Origin of the sequence: Sorangium sp. So ce887 (genome assembly GCF_051521455.1) — a bacterium.
Lineage (GTDB): Bacteria > Myxococcota_A > Polyangia > Polyangiales > Polyangiaceae > Sorangium.
The window spans coordinates 1,392,121-1,406,639 of the sequence record NZ_CP150354.1 but is presented as its reverse complement, the minus strand read 5'-3'; the positions used below and the strand labels follow the sequence as shown (position 1 = coordinate 1,406,639).

The window sequence follows — 14,519 nt, the reverse complement described above, 5'->3', positions numbered from 1 at the left end:
AGTACGCGGCCGCGGCACACCCGCGACGCGGATGTCACTCCACGTCAGCCGCCGCGGCCTGCGCGCGTGCAGAAACGCGATGGGTACGTGCATTGCAGCAGGCGCTGGGCGGAGGAACGAGATGCAGAACACGATGTGGACGGCGGCAGCGATCCTGCTGGTTGGCTGCGGCGGAGCCGACCTGCCCGGGGGCTGGGAAGACGCGGAGGCCATCGAGGGCCTCACCCAGAGCGAGTGCACGGCGAGCGCGTACGACGAGACGGTGAAGGAGGCGCTCGTGGCGACGCCGGAGCGCGGCGCCGTTCGCCTCGAGTACCGCGCTGCCCACTTTCGCTGCGACCAGGAAGTGGAAGGGTTCGTCCGGAGGGCCGGCGACAGGGTGGACGTGCTCGTGCAGCCGGCGGACATGGATCCGGGCGCCGTGGCCGGGTGCGACTGCCGCTATGACGTCGGCATGGCGATCGAGGGCCTGAGCCAGGGGACCGTCAACGTCGAGCTGTATCGCCGCTGGGACAACCTCAACGAGCCGAACGATCCGGAGAAGGTCGGCTCCACCGAGGTGCAGATCCCCTGAGGGCGGGGCCGAGCCCCCGCGTGCGCCGCGCTCGACGCTCGGACGGCGACGGCGCGCGCTCCGGCGCGGGTGCGGTCAGCGCAGCGGTCTCGGCAGCGAGGCGATGTGCTCTGACTTCTCCCACGTCCTGATGAACGTCTCGGCCGACTGGTCGCGCAGCGCGCTCAGGTACTCCGGCCGCAGGCCGACGGCCTCGAGATCACCGTGCAGCTGGGCGATGAGCCCGTGGTGGGCGTAGCCGCGGGTGTGAAAGTACGCCCAGTCTTTCTCGTCTTGCGTGGCATAGTGGGTCAAGTTCGTGTCGATCGACGGAAGGCACGACTCGACGGTCGACAGGGGCTGCTGCAAGCACTCCATGCACTCGCCGAATTGGCCCGGCCGCTGCATGCACTGCTCGACGCTGTTGGCGTTGCACCAGTCGCTGCGATCGGTGGTGTAGCCGAGCCGCGGGGCGACCCCCTGCCCGAGGCCCTGGAAGTCGCCAGCCCACGCGACGCGCCGTCCCGCCAGGTCGGCCGCGTACGCCACGCTCTGGGCCAGCGACCGCGTCGAGCGGGCGCATGTGTTGTCGACGCCCGAGTTCGGGTAGTCGAGCGCGACGTCGCCGCCCGTGAAGTGGCCTGCGAAGCCCTCGGTCTCGGCGATCATCTGCAGGGCGTCGTCGCCCAGCTTGCCCTCCCAGCCGGCGCTGCCGTCGGCGCTGATGCGCCGGGCGTAGACGTGGCTCGCGACGAGCGGGTAGCCGTAGCGCGCCGACGAGAGCGCGTACACGTCGTCGATCGCCCCCTCGGAGATGTGCCCGATCTCGAGCAACATGCCCTTATCCATCATGCGCTCGACGACCAGCGCGCCCTCGTAGGTCAGCCCGAGCACGTTCTTGTTCACCGTGACGGGCGCGCCGTGGAGGGTCGCGTCGACCCCGGGCACGACGCCGCCGCCCGGATAGACCTTGAAGCCGTCCCAGCTGCCGGCGTCGAGAAAGCGCTCGGCGATCTTGAGCGAGCAGAGCTCTTCGTAGCTCGTCGCGTACTCGGGCCAGCAGCCGAGCTGGTTTTTCTGGTTGACGGCGCCGGGGTGCTCGGGATCGGTAGCGAAGGGGGTGTTCGGGTCGGTCTGGCACTGCACGTTGTGCAAAAAGCAGTTGAGAAACGACTGCTGCGCGGCGAATTGCGGCACGTAGATGGCCGTGCCGGCGACGCGCGTGTTGAGCGAGTGCGCGAGAAAGGCCGTGCGGGCCCCGAGGGAGTGGTAATATTCGAGGCGGTCGACTGGGCTATCGTACGGGGCCCACGCGTAGTCGGCCTCGATGCCGATCACCATCGCCATCTTGCCCTCGCTGATGATGCGGCGGGCATCGGCCGCCGAGGTGGCGATCTCGAGAAAGTCAGCGTGGTTGTCGGCGAGCGCGTTCAAGAAGTGGATCTGCCTGACGATGCTCTGGAGCGAGTCGGCCATGTCGCACTCGAACCCGCCCTGCCGATCGGGGTTGGTGCCCACGCCGCTTCGCACGAGCGAGCAGAGCGGGTAGTTCTCGACCGCCTGGGCCACGATGAGCTTGAGGCCGCCCTCGAGGGCGCGGCGCAGGTAGCCGTGCCAGTAGCGGGGGTGGGCGTTGGTGTCCCACTTGGGCCACTCGAGGTAGTCGTGCTCGGGGTCGCCTGTGTGGCCGTCGGTTCGCTTGAATTGGCAGTCGCCGATCCCGCCGCCGTGGCAGCAGGTGTCGACGCCCAGGATCATATCCCCCACGCCGACGTCGCAGAGGCCGGCGGCGCCGGCATGCGTGTCGCCCGAGCCGTCGCAGCTCCGCATGGCCTGGGCCTCGTCGCCCTCGACCGAGCCCCAGAACCACTTGCCGCTGAAGGCGAGCTCGGAGGCGACGTGCTCGTGGGTGGCGGCGGCCCCGAGCACCGGGTCGCCCGTCGGGGGCACGTCGTCGAGGGTCACGTGATCGATCGCGCCCTCGGTCAGGCGAACGCGGTCGATGTCGGGCGCGGCTCGGCCCGAGTTCGGGAAGTTCGTGAAGACGATGTCGTTCGGGCCGGCGTCGAGGTCGACGCGCAGCACCAGCGTGGTCGGCATGTAGAAGTCGCCGTCGGTGAAGGGGACGAATGTCGGCGGCCGGTCGTTGACGCTCACCAGCGCCAGGCGCTCGTCGCCGAGCCAGTCGACCTCGAGCAGGTAGCGCCCGGTGGCCGGGGCCATGATATTCTCGAAGTGCAGCGACGCGCCCTCGTCGATGCCCCGGACGACGGCGCCGCCCGAGCAGTACGACGCGCAGCTGAAGTTGTCGAGGTAGACCCCCTGAAGGACGTTCGACGGCGCCTCGGCCTCGTAGACCGCGGGCAGCGCCCAGGGCGGGGGCGGGGGCGAGTTGGCGACGGCGGAGACCTCGCTGGCGCTGAGGGCGCGGTCATAGAAGAGCACCTCGTCGACCGAGCCCTCGAAGGAGTCCCACGACGGGTGGTTGCCGATGACGATGGGCCGGCTCGACGCCTGCGGCGTGCCGCTGGCGGGCTTCGACGCGGCGAGCACGCCGTCGAGGTAGAGCGCGACCCGGCTGCCGTCGTACGACCCCGTGACGTGCACCCATGGGCCCGCCATGGCCGGCGCGGTGACCGAGACCGTGGTGCCCCACTGCCCGCCCGGAAACGTCACGGCGAACATGAACTTGTTGCCGAGAAACCACAGGCCCCACACGTCGGGCACGTACCAGCGGTTCACGATCGCGCCCGGCCCCGAGGGCTTCACCCAGGCGGCGACCGTGAACCTGGGCGCGGCGAAGGCCGAGGCGTTCGAGACCTCGACCCGGCTGTCAGGGGCGCCGTCGAAGACGGCCCCGTTGTCGTAGCGCCCGTCGCCGCAGAAGGCGGTGCCGTGGAGCTGGGCGTGGTGGGGCGTCGCGCCCTGATCGACGACCTGGCCCCCGTCGCAAGCGTCGAAGCTCCAGTGCCCGAACGGCTTGGGCGCCGACGCGTTCTGCGCCGCGGCCGTCCTGGGTGCGACCGCGGCCGCGAAGAGCGCGAGCGCGAGCACCCGGAGTAGAATGATTGTTCGACGATACATCATAGGCTCCCTTCGATACGAACCCGAGACCACAAAGACCCGCCCCGACGTCGGCGCCGCCCGGCGGTCGCGCCCGACGCGCCCAGGCACCGGCCTCACGCCATGCCCACGCCCTTCGCGCTCGGCGGCCAGGGCGCGCCCGACGGCCCCTTCGCGGCCCGTGCGGGGCCCGAAGCTCGGGCCCGACCTGGCAGTCGCGACCACGGGCAGGCCTATCGTGCGCCCGGGGCCCTTCGGCCTTCCAGTGGCATGAGCCGCCAGCGCGTTGTCATTTGACGCCAAGGCCCGGTGGGCGCGACGATGGGGGCGTGAAACGAGGTGCGCCCGGGCCCACCGCTCGACCCGCCCCGTACGCCGATTCGCCCCTCTATCGCTCGTTCGTCGTGCGCCCGGCGCTCTGGTGGGCGCAGCGGGCGGGCGCCGACGCGGTCGCGCTCGCCGCGAGCTTCGGCCTTGGGCCCTCGGCGCTCGAAGACCGCGCGAGCGAGATGCCGCTCGCCGCCTACCGCGACCTCATCGACGCCTGCGCCGAGGCCGCGCGCGAGCCCTTTCTCGGCTTTCGCATCGCGACGTCGCTGCCGCGCGGCTACCTCGGCGTCTTCGAGCTGAGCGCCTCGTCGGCCTCCACCGCGGGCGAGGCGGCGGCCCGCTTCGTCAAGTATCTGCCGCTCGTCAACAACGGGCTCTTGAGCGCCCGGATCGAGCGCCGGGGGGGCGAGGTCACCGTGCGCCAGTGGATCGAGGGCGAGCCCCTGGCGCAGGGCCGGCACGGCAACGAGTTCATCCTGACCGCAATCCTGCGCCAGTCGCGCGATTTTACCGGCCAGCACGTCGTGCCCCGCCTCGTGCGCCTCGCCCACCCCCGCCCGCCCGACGTCGGCGAGCTCGAGCGCTGGTTCGGCGCCGAGCTCTGCTTCGGCAGCGGCGAGAACGCGGTCGTCGTCAGCGAGGCCGTCATGGCCCTGCCCCAGGTGGCCGCCGACGGCGCCCTGCTCGAGGTGCTCGACCAGCACGCCACGCGCATGCTCGACGAGCGCGCCCAGCGCCCCGACGACTTTCTCGCCCGGGTGCGCCGCAGCGTCCGCGAGAACCTGACCCACTCCGAGGCGCTCTTGCCGCGCGTCGCGTCGCTCTTGTCGTCGAGCCCGCGCACGCTGCAGCGCGAGCTGACCGCGCGCGGCGACTCGTTCCGGCGCCTTGTCGACGAGGTGCGGGCCGAGGCCGCCCGCGCCTACGCCGCCGAGGGCACGCTCGGCGTCGGCGAGATGGCCTTCCTGCTCGGGTACGCCGACACGCCGAGCTTCGTCCGCGCCTTCCGCCGCTGGACGGGCCAGACCGTCGGCGACTACCGGCGCGACGCTGCCCCCGCCGCCGGCCCCCCGCCGCGCTGAACGCGCGGCGGGAGCACCGGAGAGAGCTACGACGCCTCAGGAGAGCGAGGCGCTGTGCGCGAAGCTCGGCCACATGCAACCGTCGAAGAGCAGTCTCGACCGACTCCCGAAGCAACTCAGCGGTGAGTGGGAATCACAACGCGAGTCGTTCGAGAAGACAGTGCGTGCTCGGACGGATGTCGGAGTTCAAGAAGTCCACGTTGCCCATCGCGGAAGGACCTTTCTGTCACCTCAGGTGAGCGCGGCGATTCGCCTTGACATCCTCGAATCGTTTTGTTTTTCCTTTTCCCTCGGACAGGTCAACGTGCTTACCGGCGCGAACGGACGCGGAAAGAGCAACCTCGGATGCCGGTCGACGGCGGTGCACCGGTGTCGCTGTCCGGAGCGTTCGTCCGCGGCGACTTCGGGCGGACTGCCGAAGAACTTCTGCGGTCTGGGGAATGACGAGCTTCGCGATCCCCGCGGAAGGGGTGACCGGCCGTTGATCCTGCCCGCGAACGGTCACTTGGGATCAGCTGTCAGCAGCAACAAAGGGTCGACACTCTCCATGAAAAAAGCATTCATTCTTTTGGCTTTTGCCGGAGCGCTATCCGCTTGTCAGCAGAATAGACCTGACAGTCCCGAAAAGCTGAAAGCAGTAATCGAAGCATATTTTGACTGCATCAGCCGAAAGGACTTTGCACGAATGAAAGCACTGACAACCCATGATTTTATCCTCTTCGAGAACGGAAAAATCATGGATCATGACGGCCTGATCGATATCATCAAGAAGTCGCCGATAGTCAAAGCCGATTACTCATTCGAAAATTTCAAAATCAACGTCGACAACAACTCAGGAACCGCAGTCTATTTCAATCACGGTGAATTTGTAACGAATGATGCAAGCCACCTTACGCGCGACTGGCTGGAGAGCGCAATTTTCAAAAAGGTTGGAAATGAGTGGAAGCTGCACTTTGCACATTCAACGGTCAGAAAATAGCCTCGACGCTTCGCGGTCGAGGCGAAGACCACCTCCAGCGGCGTGATTTCTGGAAAGGGATCAGCGGTGACGCCGGCGCGCCGAGCGGAGAGCGGCGATCGACGTGAGCGCAGCCGACGCGAGCCAGCCTGCCCCCGCACCGCGCTCGGACCCGGCCGCGCGACAACCGCAGCCACCGTCCTCGCCCGCATCGACGTTGTTGCCGCCGCTCGTCGACGCGGTTGATGTACAGGTTGTGCGACTGGCCGTCCCCGAAGCCGTTGTTCGCGAACTCGGTGGTTTCGATGAGGAGGGTGCTCCCCTGCTTGTCACCCGCGAGGATGCCGTCGTTTCATGGGCTCACTCCGGCAGGCGCATCGACAGCATGGCGTCGATCGCGCCGCGCGAGAGCCCGCCCGGCAGATCCGGGAGCATCTCGGCGGCGGCCGGGGGGATCCTCTCGGGGTGGATGACCGCGACCTGGATCGCGCGCTGCGCCTCGTCGAGCAGGATCATGAAGTAGCGATCGCCGATGGGCCGACGCCACGTCGGACAGCCGTCCGAGCTCCCGCCGGCCTCGATGACGGGCCCCTTCTCGTAGGCCTCCTGCGCGCACGCGTCCACGACCTCCACGTCCTCGGCGAGCTCGTCGCGATCACAGCCGGCCCCGCAGACGCTGCCGCCGATATGCCCTTCCTGGTACGAGCGGACTCCGGTGCTCATGAACTCGCGGTTGCTGTACTCGTTGTTGTCCATCACGACCTCGAAGACGTTGATCTCGCCGCAGCCGTCGCCGACCGTGCCCGTCTTCGAGTAGCAGTTGCAGAGCCCGTTCCACTTGCGGCCGCCGTCGCGGATCAGCTCGGACGCGACGAACGCGACCCACGGGCCGGGGTGGCCCTGCCCGCCGCCGTCGCATTTCTCGACCTCCGCGTCGTCGAACGTCATCGAAGCGAGGAAGACGACGAGCTTCGAGCCCGCCCAGCCAAGGTGCATGATGCCCGGATCGTCGGGGCAGTAGTAGTCCTTGCCGTCACCGCACTGGAAAGGCTTGTCCTGCATGAAATACGTGACGCAGTCCTTCTTCGTGAGGTCGCCCGTGAAGTCAGCGGACGTGTTCTGCCCTTCCGTGACGAGCAGGTTCGAGCCCACGCCGCGCCTCGCGTCCCACGACGAGACCATCTGCCAGGCGGCCGGGTCGCCGCCGGGCTGGTAGACGGCGAGCTGCTTCACGCGGATGGCCTTCATGATGAGGGTCATCTCCTCGTCGAACGGAGCGAGCTTGTCGCTCGTCGTGTGATGCTCCGTCATGCAGCAGTGCCCGCCCCAGGTGTCGTCGCCGTCCTTGTAGTCGCACGCCGGATCCCCGGGATCGCGGTCGATGCGGCGAGGCCACCCGCCGGGCGCGCCGATGTTCGTGAACGTCATCGTCCCGCCGCGCGTCGGCGTGCTCGGCTCGGGGACGTGGGGGCCGAGACCTCCGCCGGCGCCCGTCGCGCTGCTGGACGGGCCTCCGCCGGCGCCCGTCGCGCTGCTGGACGGGCCTCCGCCGGCGCCCGTCGCGCTGCTGGACGGGCCTCCGCTCGCCTTGCCTCCGCCGCCGCCCTCTCCTCCGAGGTCGCCGCCGTCACCGCAGGCGCACGCGAGGACGACGAGAGCAGCCTGCGCGAAAAACGAGGAGCGCTTCATGTCCATGAGTGTTTCCGGAGCGCGCTGGTTCCGTGATGAAAAACGGCGGGGTCAGCGCCGGTAGGTCATCGCAAGGCCCACATCGGCCCCGATCGGCCCCGGCTTGAGCAGGTCGAGCGCAAGCAGCTTGGGCGGCGAGGTGGTAGGCATCCGTTCAACTCACCTCGCTGGACATCGAGAGAGACGCTCTCGCATCGTCCGCATCGTCGCCTCGCGCTCGCGATCTCCTCTGGAGAGGATGGCGCCGGGAACGCCGCCGAGAGGCTCGCCGCCGCGCGCGGCGAGAGGGCGCCCGCCGGGTGCAGGAGTTACCGGCATCACGTAAGAGTTACCTAGCCCGGTCGTGCAAGAGTTGCACGAGCCCGCCAGGAGGGCGCGCCACGCCCGGGAGAGCGCGCTGCGCCCGGCGGCGCCGGCGCAGGCACACGGGCTGCTAGGACGACGAGGCCCGAGCGTCTCGCTGGATCCTCGAGCCACCGAGGATGGAGCGAGGCGCCGAGCGGGTCACGTCCGCCGCTTCCGCCTCTCGCCTCTCCTCTTCCGCCTTCGCGCGTGCCCACGCGGACGCCAGGTGAAGACGAGAGATGGGAGAGCGCTCCCTGCTGGCAGCCCGAGGAGATCTGCTTGCTCAACTCCAATCTGACGACATCCCTTCTCACCTCCGCGCTCGTCGGAGAGGTCCAGCCACTCCGATCCATGATCGCCGCGCTCACGCCGGTGATTCGCGCGCGGGTCGGACGGGCGCTCTACCGGCGCTGCGCCCGCTTCGGAGGCGGCGCGGCCGACCGCATGGACGACCTCGTACAGGACGTGTTCGTCGAGCTGTTCCGCGACGGCAGCCGGGCGCTCCGCGCCTGGGATCCAGCCCGCGGCCTGAGCCTCGCCAACTGGGTCGGCCTCATCGCCGACCAGCGGGTAGCCGCGGCCTTCCGCCGCCGGCGGCGGTCCCCGGACGCCGCGGCGCTGCCGCTCGACGAGGCGCCGGAGGAGGGCGCGCGGTCCGACGACGATCCGGAGGCGAGGGTGCTCGCCCGCGACCAGCTGGAGCGCCCCCTCGGCCTGCTCCGCGCCGAGCTCAGCCCCCTCGGGCTGGAGCTCTTCGAGGCGCTCCTCATCGAGGAGGAGCCGATCGCCTCGGTGTGCGCGCGGAAAGGCATGAGCACCTCCGCCGTGCAGGCCTGGAGCAGCCGCCTCAAGCGACGGCTCGCGGAGCTCGCCGCCGGGGACGGCCGGCACCAGCCGAACCCGCACCGGAGCGGCAGAACGTCGCCTCACCGCGGGAAAGGCGGCACGGCGACGAGGCGGCTTACCTGATCCGCCGTACGCCGGCGCGGCGCCGGGAGCGCGAGCATCGAAGAAGACGAGATTCAATGTCAGCCGTGTCGCCCGCCGCGCATAAGCCTCCATCGACAACGGGGAGGCGCCCGGGGCCCGCGGGCCGGGAGCAGCGGCGCGCCACCTCACCACAGCCAAGGGAGAAGACATCATGTTTCACAAGACGGTGCAGCGCTCGATGAAGGTGGACCTCATCTCGCTGGTCGCGGCGACCGCGGCGACCGCGGCGCTCGCGGGGCTCCTTCCCGCGTGCGGCGCCCCGCCCGCGGGCGACCTCGATCACGCCGAGGAGGGGGATCTCTCCGCGCAGGCGGACGCGATCGTGGGAATCCCGAGGGGCCGCGACGCCTGCGCTGGCGTCCGCTGCAAGGATGGGTTTCTCTGTGAAGCGCAGGGCGGGAGCCCCGTGTGCGTGGCCGCTCCGCCACCTGCTTGCCAGACCGACGCCGATTGCAGCCTCGTCGCAAATTACTGTGGAGGCTGCAACTGCAACGCCGTCCCCTCGGGCGAGAGCGAGAGCCAGAGCGAGCCCAAGTGCCTTGAAGGCGAGGTGGCTTGCCTGGTCTGGCCGTGTCTCGGTCTCCAGGCTTCCTGCCAGGCCGGCACGTGCGTGGTCGCGAACGGGCTCTGATCGACGATCCGGGGCAGGCGTCGCGTCGCGGCGCCGTCCGGCTCGCCCGACGCGGCGCCGCCCGGGCCCTGCGCCTCGCGCAGGTCGAGCCGCCGTCGCTCAGCTCACCCCGGCTCGCGCCCCGGGATCTCCGGCCGCACGCGCACGCTCTTCCACCGCGCGAGCTGCACGAGCCCGGCAGGGGCGCCGCGCGGCTTGCTCACGTCGGCGACGCGGCAGACGTGGACTTCGACCTTGGCGGCGCCCCGCGCCTTCGAGTACCACGCGGCGGCCGCGGCGGCGCGCTCGACCACCTCGCGCGGGACCTCCACGCGCTCCGGATTGCGCACGATCACGTGGCTGCCCGGCGTGCCGCCGGCCACGTGCAGCCAGAGGTCGTGCGGCTCGGCGACCTCGAAGGTGAGCGCGTCGTTGTCGTCGTCGCCGCGGCCGATGAGCACCTCGAAGCCATCGATCGTGAGCGTGCGGTACGGCCGCCCCTTGCTGCCCATCCCGGCCCTCCGCCCTCAGCCGGTCGCGGCGCCGGCGCCCGGCCGCGCGGGCCGCGCGGGGGCGGCCGCCTCGGTCTTCACCTCGGCGGCGAGCCACGCGAGCAGGTCCCGCACGACCTCCTCGCGGTTGATCTCGTTCAGCATCTCGTGGCGCCCGCCGGAGTAGAACCGCGGCGTCACCCGGCGGAGGCCGGCGGCGCGGTACGCCTCGATCATCTGGCTGACGCCCCTGAGCGGACCGCCGACCGGATCGCGGGAGCCGGAGAAGACATAGAGGGGCAGCTCCTTCGGGATCCGCGCCTGCCGCTCGGGCCGCGCGATCTCCACCATCGCGTCGAGCACGTCGACCCACAGCGACGTCGTCGCGGGGAAGCCGCAGTGGGGATCGGCCATGTACCCGTCGACCTCGGCGCGATCGCGAGAGAGCCAGTCGAAGGACGTGCGCGTCGGCGCGAACAGCTTGTTGAAGCCGTCGAAGCTCATCGACTGGAGGAGCCGGCTCTTGCCGCGCTCGCCCAGGCGCCGCCGCTCCGCCCGCGCGAGGAGCCGGCCCGCGTCCACGAGCGCGCTCGGCTTGCCCGACGCGCCCGAGAGCACCGCGCCCTGGATCGCGCCCCCGTGCTCGATCAGGTACTCCTGCACGAGCGAGGAGCCCATGCTGTGGCCGAAGAGCACGACCGGCCGGCCCGGATGCTCCTCCTGCTCCCGGGCGATGAGCTGCGCGAGATCGCGGACGACCCGCTGGAAGCCGCCCTCGCTCGCGAAGAAGCCGAGCTCGCCGCTCCCGCGCGCCGTCCTGCCGTGGCCGCGGTGGTCGTTCGCGTAGACGGCCCACCCGGCGGCGCAGAGCGCCTGCGCGAGGCGCGCGTAGCGGCCCGCGTGCTCGCACATGCCGTGGGCGATGTGGAAGATGCCGCGCGCGCCCTCGTCCGGGAGCCAGCGGTACACGAAGAGCTCTCGACCGTCGTCCGCCTGAAACGTGAAGGTGTCCGCGGGCATCGGGAGCGGACCCTACCACCGCTCCGCGCGCGACTGACCACGATTCTCGATGCTTCCGCGCCGAAAGGAGTTTTCGGTACGGTCCTCCGTGGCATGAGGTTCGCACGACGCTCCGGACCATGTCCGAGCGCCGATCGTTGCCCGTGCTCTCGTTGCGCGACACCGTGCTCTTCCCTGGGATAGCGACGCCCATCACGGTCGGACGGCTGAAGACGCTCCGCGCGGTGGAGGCCGCCCTCCGGATGGAGGGAGAAGACAAGCGCATCTTCGCGGTCGCCCAGCGCGACGCCGCCGAGGAGCCCACCGCGGGCGGCCTCTTCTCGATCGGCGTGATCGCCCGCATCACCCAGGTGCAGCGCTTCGGCTCGGGCCTCCAGCTCGTGCTCTACTGCGAGCGGCGAGCGGCCGCGCCCCGCTACACCGAGGCCGAGGGCGTGATCCGCGCCCCGGTCATCGAGCTCGCCGATCTCCCCCTCCGTCCAGAGGAGGAAAGCGCCCTGGAGGCGCTCTCCCGCGAGGTGCGCGAGCGCGCCGTCGAGTACGGCCGTCACCGCGGCGCGCCGGAGGACGTGCTCAAGCAGTTCGCTGGCAGCATGTACGGCCCGGCCGAGCTCGTGAACCACATCGCCTTCTATCTGGACCTCCCCACCCCCGAGAAGCAGGCGCTGCTCGAGATCCTCTCGACGGAAGAGCGGATGCGCAGCCTCGCGCTGCACCTCTACCGGCAGATCGGGATCGTGGAGACCCAGGAGAAGATCCGGACGACCGTCGAGGAGGAGCTCGGCGAGCGGCAGCGGGAGCTCTACCTGCGCGAGCAGCTGCGCGCGATCCAGAAGGAGCTCGGCGAGGAGGACGACGAGAACGCCGCGGCACGTCTGGAGCACAAGCTGCAGCGGGCGAATCTCCCGGCGGAGATCCTGCAAGAGGCCCGGCGCGATCTGGCGCGGCTGCGGCGCATGGGACGGGAGACATCGCCCGAGGCGCAGGTGCTGATGACCTGGCTCGAGTGGGTGGCCGATCTGCCCTGGAACCAGCGGACTGACGACCACGTCGATCTCGATCGGGCGCGGGCGATCCTCGACGAGGATCACCACGGCCTGGGCGATGTGAAGGACCGGGTGCTCGAGTTCCTGGCCGTCCGCAAGCTGCGCGTCGAGCAGGCGCGGGGCGAGGGCGAGCGGAGCCGCGCGGTGTCCCGCGGCCCGATCCTGCTCTTCCTCGGTCCGCCCGGGACCGGCAAGACGTCCATCGCGGAGTCGATCGCGCGTGCGCTCGGGCGCAAGTACGTCCGCGTCTCGCTGGGCGGGGCGCGCGACGAGGCGGACATCCGGGGCCACCGCCGCACCTACGTGGGCGCGATGCCGGGCCGCATCCTCCAGGGGATCAAGCGCGTGGGCTCGAAGAACCCGGTGATCGTCCTCGACGAGGTCGACAAGCTCGGCGCCTCTTTCCAGGGCGATCCTGGCGCCGCGCTGCTCGAGGTGCTCGATCCGGCGCAGAACGACGGCTTCGTCGATCACTACCTCGGCCTGCCGTTCGACCTGTCCGAGGTGCTGTTCATCTGCACGGCGAACTTCCGCGAGACGATCCCGGCCCCGCTGTTCGACCGGATGGAGACCGCGCTGTTCGCCGGATACACGGAGCAGGAGAAGCACGAGATCGCCCGGAAGTACCTGCTCCCCCGCCAGCGAAGGGAGTGCGGGCTGCGCGAGGATCAGCTGCGCGTGACGGGCGCCGCGCTCGGCGAGATCATCAGCGGATACACGCGCGAGGCGGGCGTACGGCAGCTCGAACGGACGCTCGGCGCCCTGGCGAGAAAGGCCGCGCGCCGGATCGCGGACGGCGAGAGCGAGCGGGCTGTGGTCGGCGCCGAAGCTGACGTGAAGGAATTGCTCGGTCGCGCGAAGATGCGCCTTGAGCGGAGATTGCAGCACGATCAGCCGGGTGTCGCGACCGGCATGTATTACACGCAGATGGGTGGTGACATCATGCACGTCGAGGCGAGCGTGATGCCTGGCAAGGGCGATTTCGTCCTGACGGGGCAGCTCGGCGAGGTCATGAAGGAGAGCGGCCGCGCGGCGCTGAGCTACGCGCGCGCGCACGCGGCGGAGCTCGGCGTGCCGCTCGATCGGCTGCTGCGGCGCGACGTTCACATCCACGTTCCGGCGGGGGCGGTGCCCAAGGACGGTCCGAGCGCAGGCGTGACGATCGCGGTGGCGCTCGTGAGCGCCCTGTCGGGCAGGCCGGTGCGGAGCGACATCGCGATGACCGGGGAGATCACGCTGCGCGGGACGGTGCTGCCGATCGGGGGAATCAAGGAGAAGGTGCTGGGAGCCCACCGGGCGGGGATCTTCGAGATCCTGATCCCGGCGGACAACGAGGCGGATCTCGACGATCTGCCCGCCGAGGTGCGGAGCTCGCTGGAGTTCTACATGGTGAGCACGCTCGACGAGGCGATCGCGCTCTGCCTGCGGCTCCGCACGATCCGCCTGGAGCCGTCCGACGAGATGCCGCACGCGCGGGCGTCCTGAGGCCCGGACGCGGGCGGCGCGCGGGCGAGGCGATGGCGCGCCGGGCTCCGGCCGATGGAAAGCCCTCTCCTTGAGGCGCGCGTTCTGAGACGGGCTCAGCGGCGGTCGGCGCTACCCGCGCTGGCTGCAGCGGCTCCCCGCCACTCGGCCAGCCCGGCGGACTCCTCGATGATGGCCTGGAAGCTCCGCAGCTTCCCGGCGTCGCGCATCCCCACACGGATGGAGAAGCCCGGGTCGTCGGGGCGCCGGTAGAGCAGGAGGGCCGCGTCTTCCCGCTCGAACAGGAGGCAGCGCCGCGCATACGGGAGCCGCGTGAACCCCAGCCGCTCGAAGACCACGGCCGCGTCCTCGGCGCTCCGAGGCGCGCCCGCCGGCCCGTCCGTGGAGAGATGCTCGGCGCGGTGAGGGAAGGTCGGGAGGTGGACATTCCTCATGGCCAGCACGAAGAGCATCTCCCGGAGGCTCACGAACCGCCGGGTGAGGCGCGTCTTCCACGTCTGCTCGCCGAAGGGAAAGCGGACCACCTGGCAGTCCTCGGCGCCGGACGGGGCGTCGAGATCGAGGAAATAGTGCTGCCCATCCGGAGAAGCGTCGCCGAAGACGTAGAGGAAGCGGCGCGGCGGCATCCACGGGGCCAGCTCATAGAGCTCCGCGATCCTGGAAGGATGGTACTCGTGAAGGCCCTCGAGCATCGGCCCGCCCTCGGCGCCCATCGCCAGCGCAAAGGATCGGTAGAAGCCCGGGCAAGGGCGGCCGAAGCGGTCCTCGAGCTCGTCGAGCCGCCAGTCGTAGACGCCCTGGACCCGGCCGCGGTACCCCGGCGCGTAGCGGTCGAGGAGCGAGAGGAGCTCTTCCAT

General features: G+C 70.3%; 11 protein-coding genes. 6 read left to right on the top strand and 5 right to left on the bottom strand.

The genetic code is table 11. The features are described from left to right. Positions 1 to 121: 121 nt before the first annotated feature. A complete protein-coding gene (locus tag WMF36_RS05255; RefSeq protein ID WP_437578507.1) occupies positions 122 to 574 on the top strand; it encodes a hypothetical protein in 453 nt (150 codons plus the stop codon). A gap of 75 nt (positions 575 to 649) precedes the next feature. Here the strand turns inward: WMF36_RS05255 and WMF36_RS05250 are convergent, their stop codons facing one another. After that, the gene (locus WMF36_RS05250; RefSeq protein ID WP_437578506.1) at positions 650 to 3,637 is read right to left on the bottom strand and encodes a LamG-like jellyroll fold domain-containing protein; all 2,988 of its coding nucleotides are present in this window, start codon (positions 3,635 to 3,637) and stop codon (positions 650 to 652) included. A gap of 308 nt (positions 3,638 to 3,945) precedes the next feature. Between WMF36_RS05250 and WMF36_RS05245 the strand changes: the two genes are divergently transcribed. Beyond that, positions 3,946 to 5,028, top strand: coding sequence for an AraC family transcriptional regulator (locus WMF36_RS05245; protein ID WP_437578505.1), 1,083 nt, complete (start codon positions 3,946 to 3,948; stop codon positions 5,026 to 5,028). 73 nt (positions 5,029 to 5,101) lie between these two features. Continuing rightward, on the top strand, positions 5,102 to 6,007 hold the full coding sequence (locus WMF36_RS05240) for a DUF4440 domain-containing protein (RefSeq protein WP_437578504.1): 906 nt from the start codon (positions 5,102 to 5,104) through the stop codon (positions 6,005 to 6,007). Between the two features lie 339 nt (positions 6,008 to 6,346). On the opposite strand, the gene WMF36_RS05235 is transcribed toward WMF36_RS05240, so the two are convergent. Beyond that, complete coding sequence (locus tag WMF36_RS05235) at positions 6,347 to 7,675, bottom strand: DUF2403 domain-containing lipoprotein (protein ID WP_437581855.1); 1,329 nt, start codon at positions 7,673 to 7,675, stop codon at positions 6,347 to 6,349. 696 nt (positions 7,676 to 8,371) lie between these two features. Here WMF36_RS05235 and WMF36_RS05230 point away from each other — a divergent pair. Together WMF36_RS05230 and WMF36_RS05225 are read left to right on the top strand one after the other, a co-directional pair. Beyond that, on the top strand, positions 8,372 to 8,989 hold the full coding sequence (locus WMF36_RS05230; RefSeq protein WP_437578503.1) for an RNA polymerase sigma factor: 618 nt from the start codon (positions 8,372 to 8,374) through the stop codon (positions 8,987 to 8,989). Positions 8,990 to 9,161: 172 nt separating this feature from the next. Beyond that, positions 9,162 to 9,641 carry a hypothetical protein gene (locus WMF36_RS05225; RefSeq protein ID WP_437578502.1) on the top strand — a complete coding sequence of 160 codons (480 nt, stop codon included), beginning with the start codon at positions 9,162 to 9,164 and terminating at the stop codon, positions 9,639 to 9,641. Positions 9,642 to 9,745: 104 nt separating this feature from the next. Here WMF36_RS05225 and WMF36_RS05220 read toward each other — a convergent pair whose 3' ends face one another. Next, positions 9,746 to 10,132 (bottom strand): NFACT RNA binding domain-containing protein, encoded by a 387-nt coding sequence (locus WMF36_RS05220; RefSeq protein WP_437487054.1) that lies wholly within the window; start codon positions 10,130 to 10,132, stop codon positions 9,746 to 9,748. 15 nt (positions 10,133 to 10,147) lie between these two features. Further along, a complete protein-coding gene (locus WMF36_RS05215) occupies positions 10,148 to 11,131 on the bottom strand; it encodes a lysophospholipase (RefSeq protein ID WP_437578501.1) in 984 nt (327 codons plus the stop codon). Between the two features lie 119 nt (positions 11,132 to 11,250). Between WMF36_RS05215 and lon the strand changes: the two genes are divergently transcribed. Next, complete coding sequence (gene lon / locus WMF36_RS05210; protein ID WP_437578500.1) at positions 11,251 to 13,662, top strand: endopeptidase La; 2,412 nt, start codon at positions 11,251 to 11,253, stop codon at positions 13,660 to 13,662. Positions 13,663 to 13,757: 95 nt separating this feature from the next. Here lon and WMF36_RS05205 read toward each other — a convergent pair whose 3' ends face one another. After that, positions 13,758 to 14,519, bottom strand: coding sequence for a hypothetical protein (locus WMF36_RS05205; protein ID WP_437578499.1), 762 nt, complete (start codon positions 14,517 to 14,519; stop codon positions 13,758 to 13,760).

Coding starts and splice junctions, on each gene's coding strand:
- WMF36_RS05255 (WP_437578507.1), top strand. CDS start 122: ATGCAGAACACGATGTGGACGGCGGCAGCGATCCTGCTGGTTGGCTGC.
- WMF36_RS05250 (WP_437578506.1), bottom strand. CDS start 3,637: ATGTATCGTCGAACAATCATTCTACTCCGGGTGCTCGCGCTCGCGCTC.
- WMF36_RS05240 (WP_437578504.1), top strand. CDS start 5,102: ATGCAACCGTCGAAGAGCAGTCTCGACCGACTCCCGAAGCAACTCAGC.
- WMF36_RS05235 (WP_437581855.1), bottom strand. CDS start 7,675: ATGAAGCGCTCCTCGTTTTTCGCGCAGGCTGCTCTCGTCGTCCTCGCG.
- WMF36_RS05230 (WP_437578503.1), top strand. CDS start 8,372: ATGATCGCCGCGCTCACGCCGGTGATTCGCGCGCGGGTCGGACGGGCG.
- WMF36_RS05225 (WP_437578502.1), top strand. CDS start 9,162: ATGTTTCACAAGACGGTGCAGCGCTCGATGAAGGTGGACCTCATCTCG.
- WMF36_RS05220 (WP_437487054.1), bottom strand. CDS start 10,132: ATGGGCAGCAAGGGGCGGCCGTACCGCACGCTCACGATCGATGGCTTC.
- WMF36_RS05215 (WP_437578501.1), bottom strand. CDS start 11,131: ATGCCCGCGGACACCTTCACGTTTCAGGCGGACGACGGTCGAGAGCTC.
- lon (WP_437578500.1), top strand. CDS start 11,251: ATGTCCGAGCGCCGATCGTTGCCCGTGCTCTCGTTGCGCGACACCGTG.
- WMF36_RS05205 (WP_437578499.1), bottom strand. CDS start 14,519: ATGGAAGAGCTCCTCTCGCTCCTCGACCGCTACGCGCCGGGGTACCGC.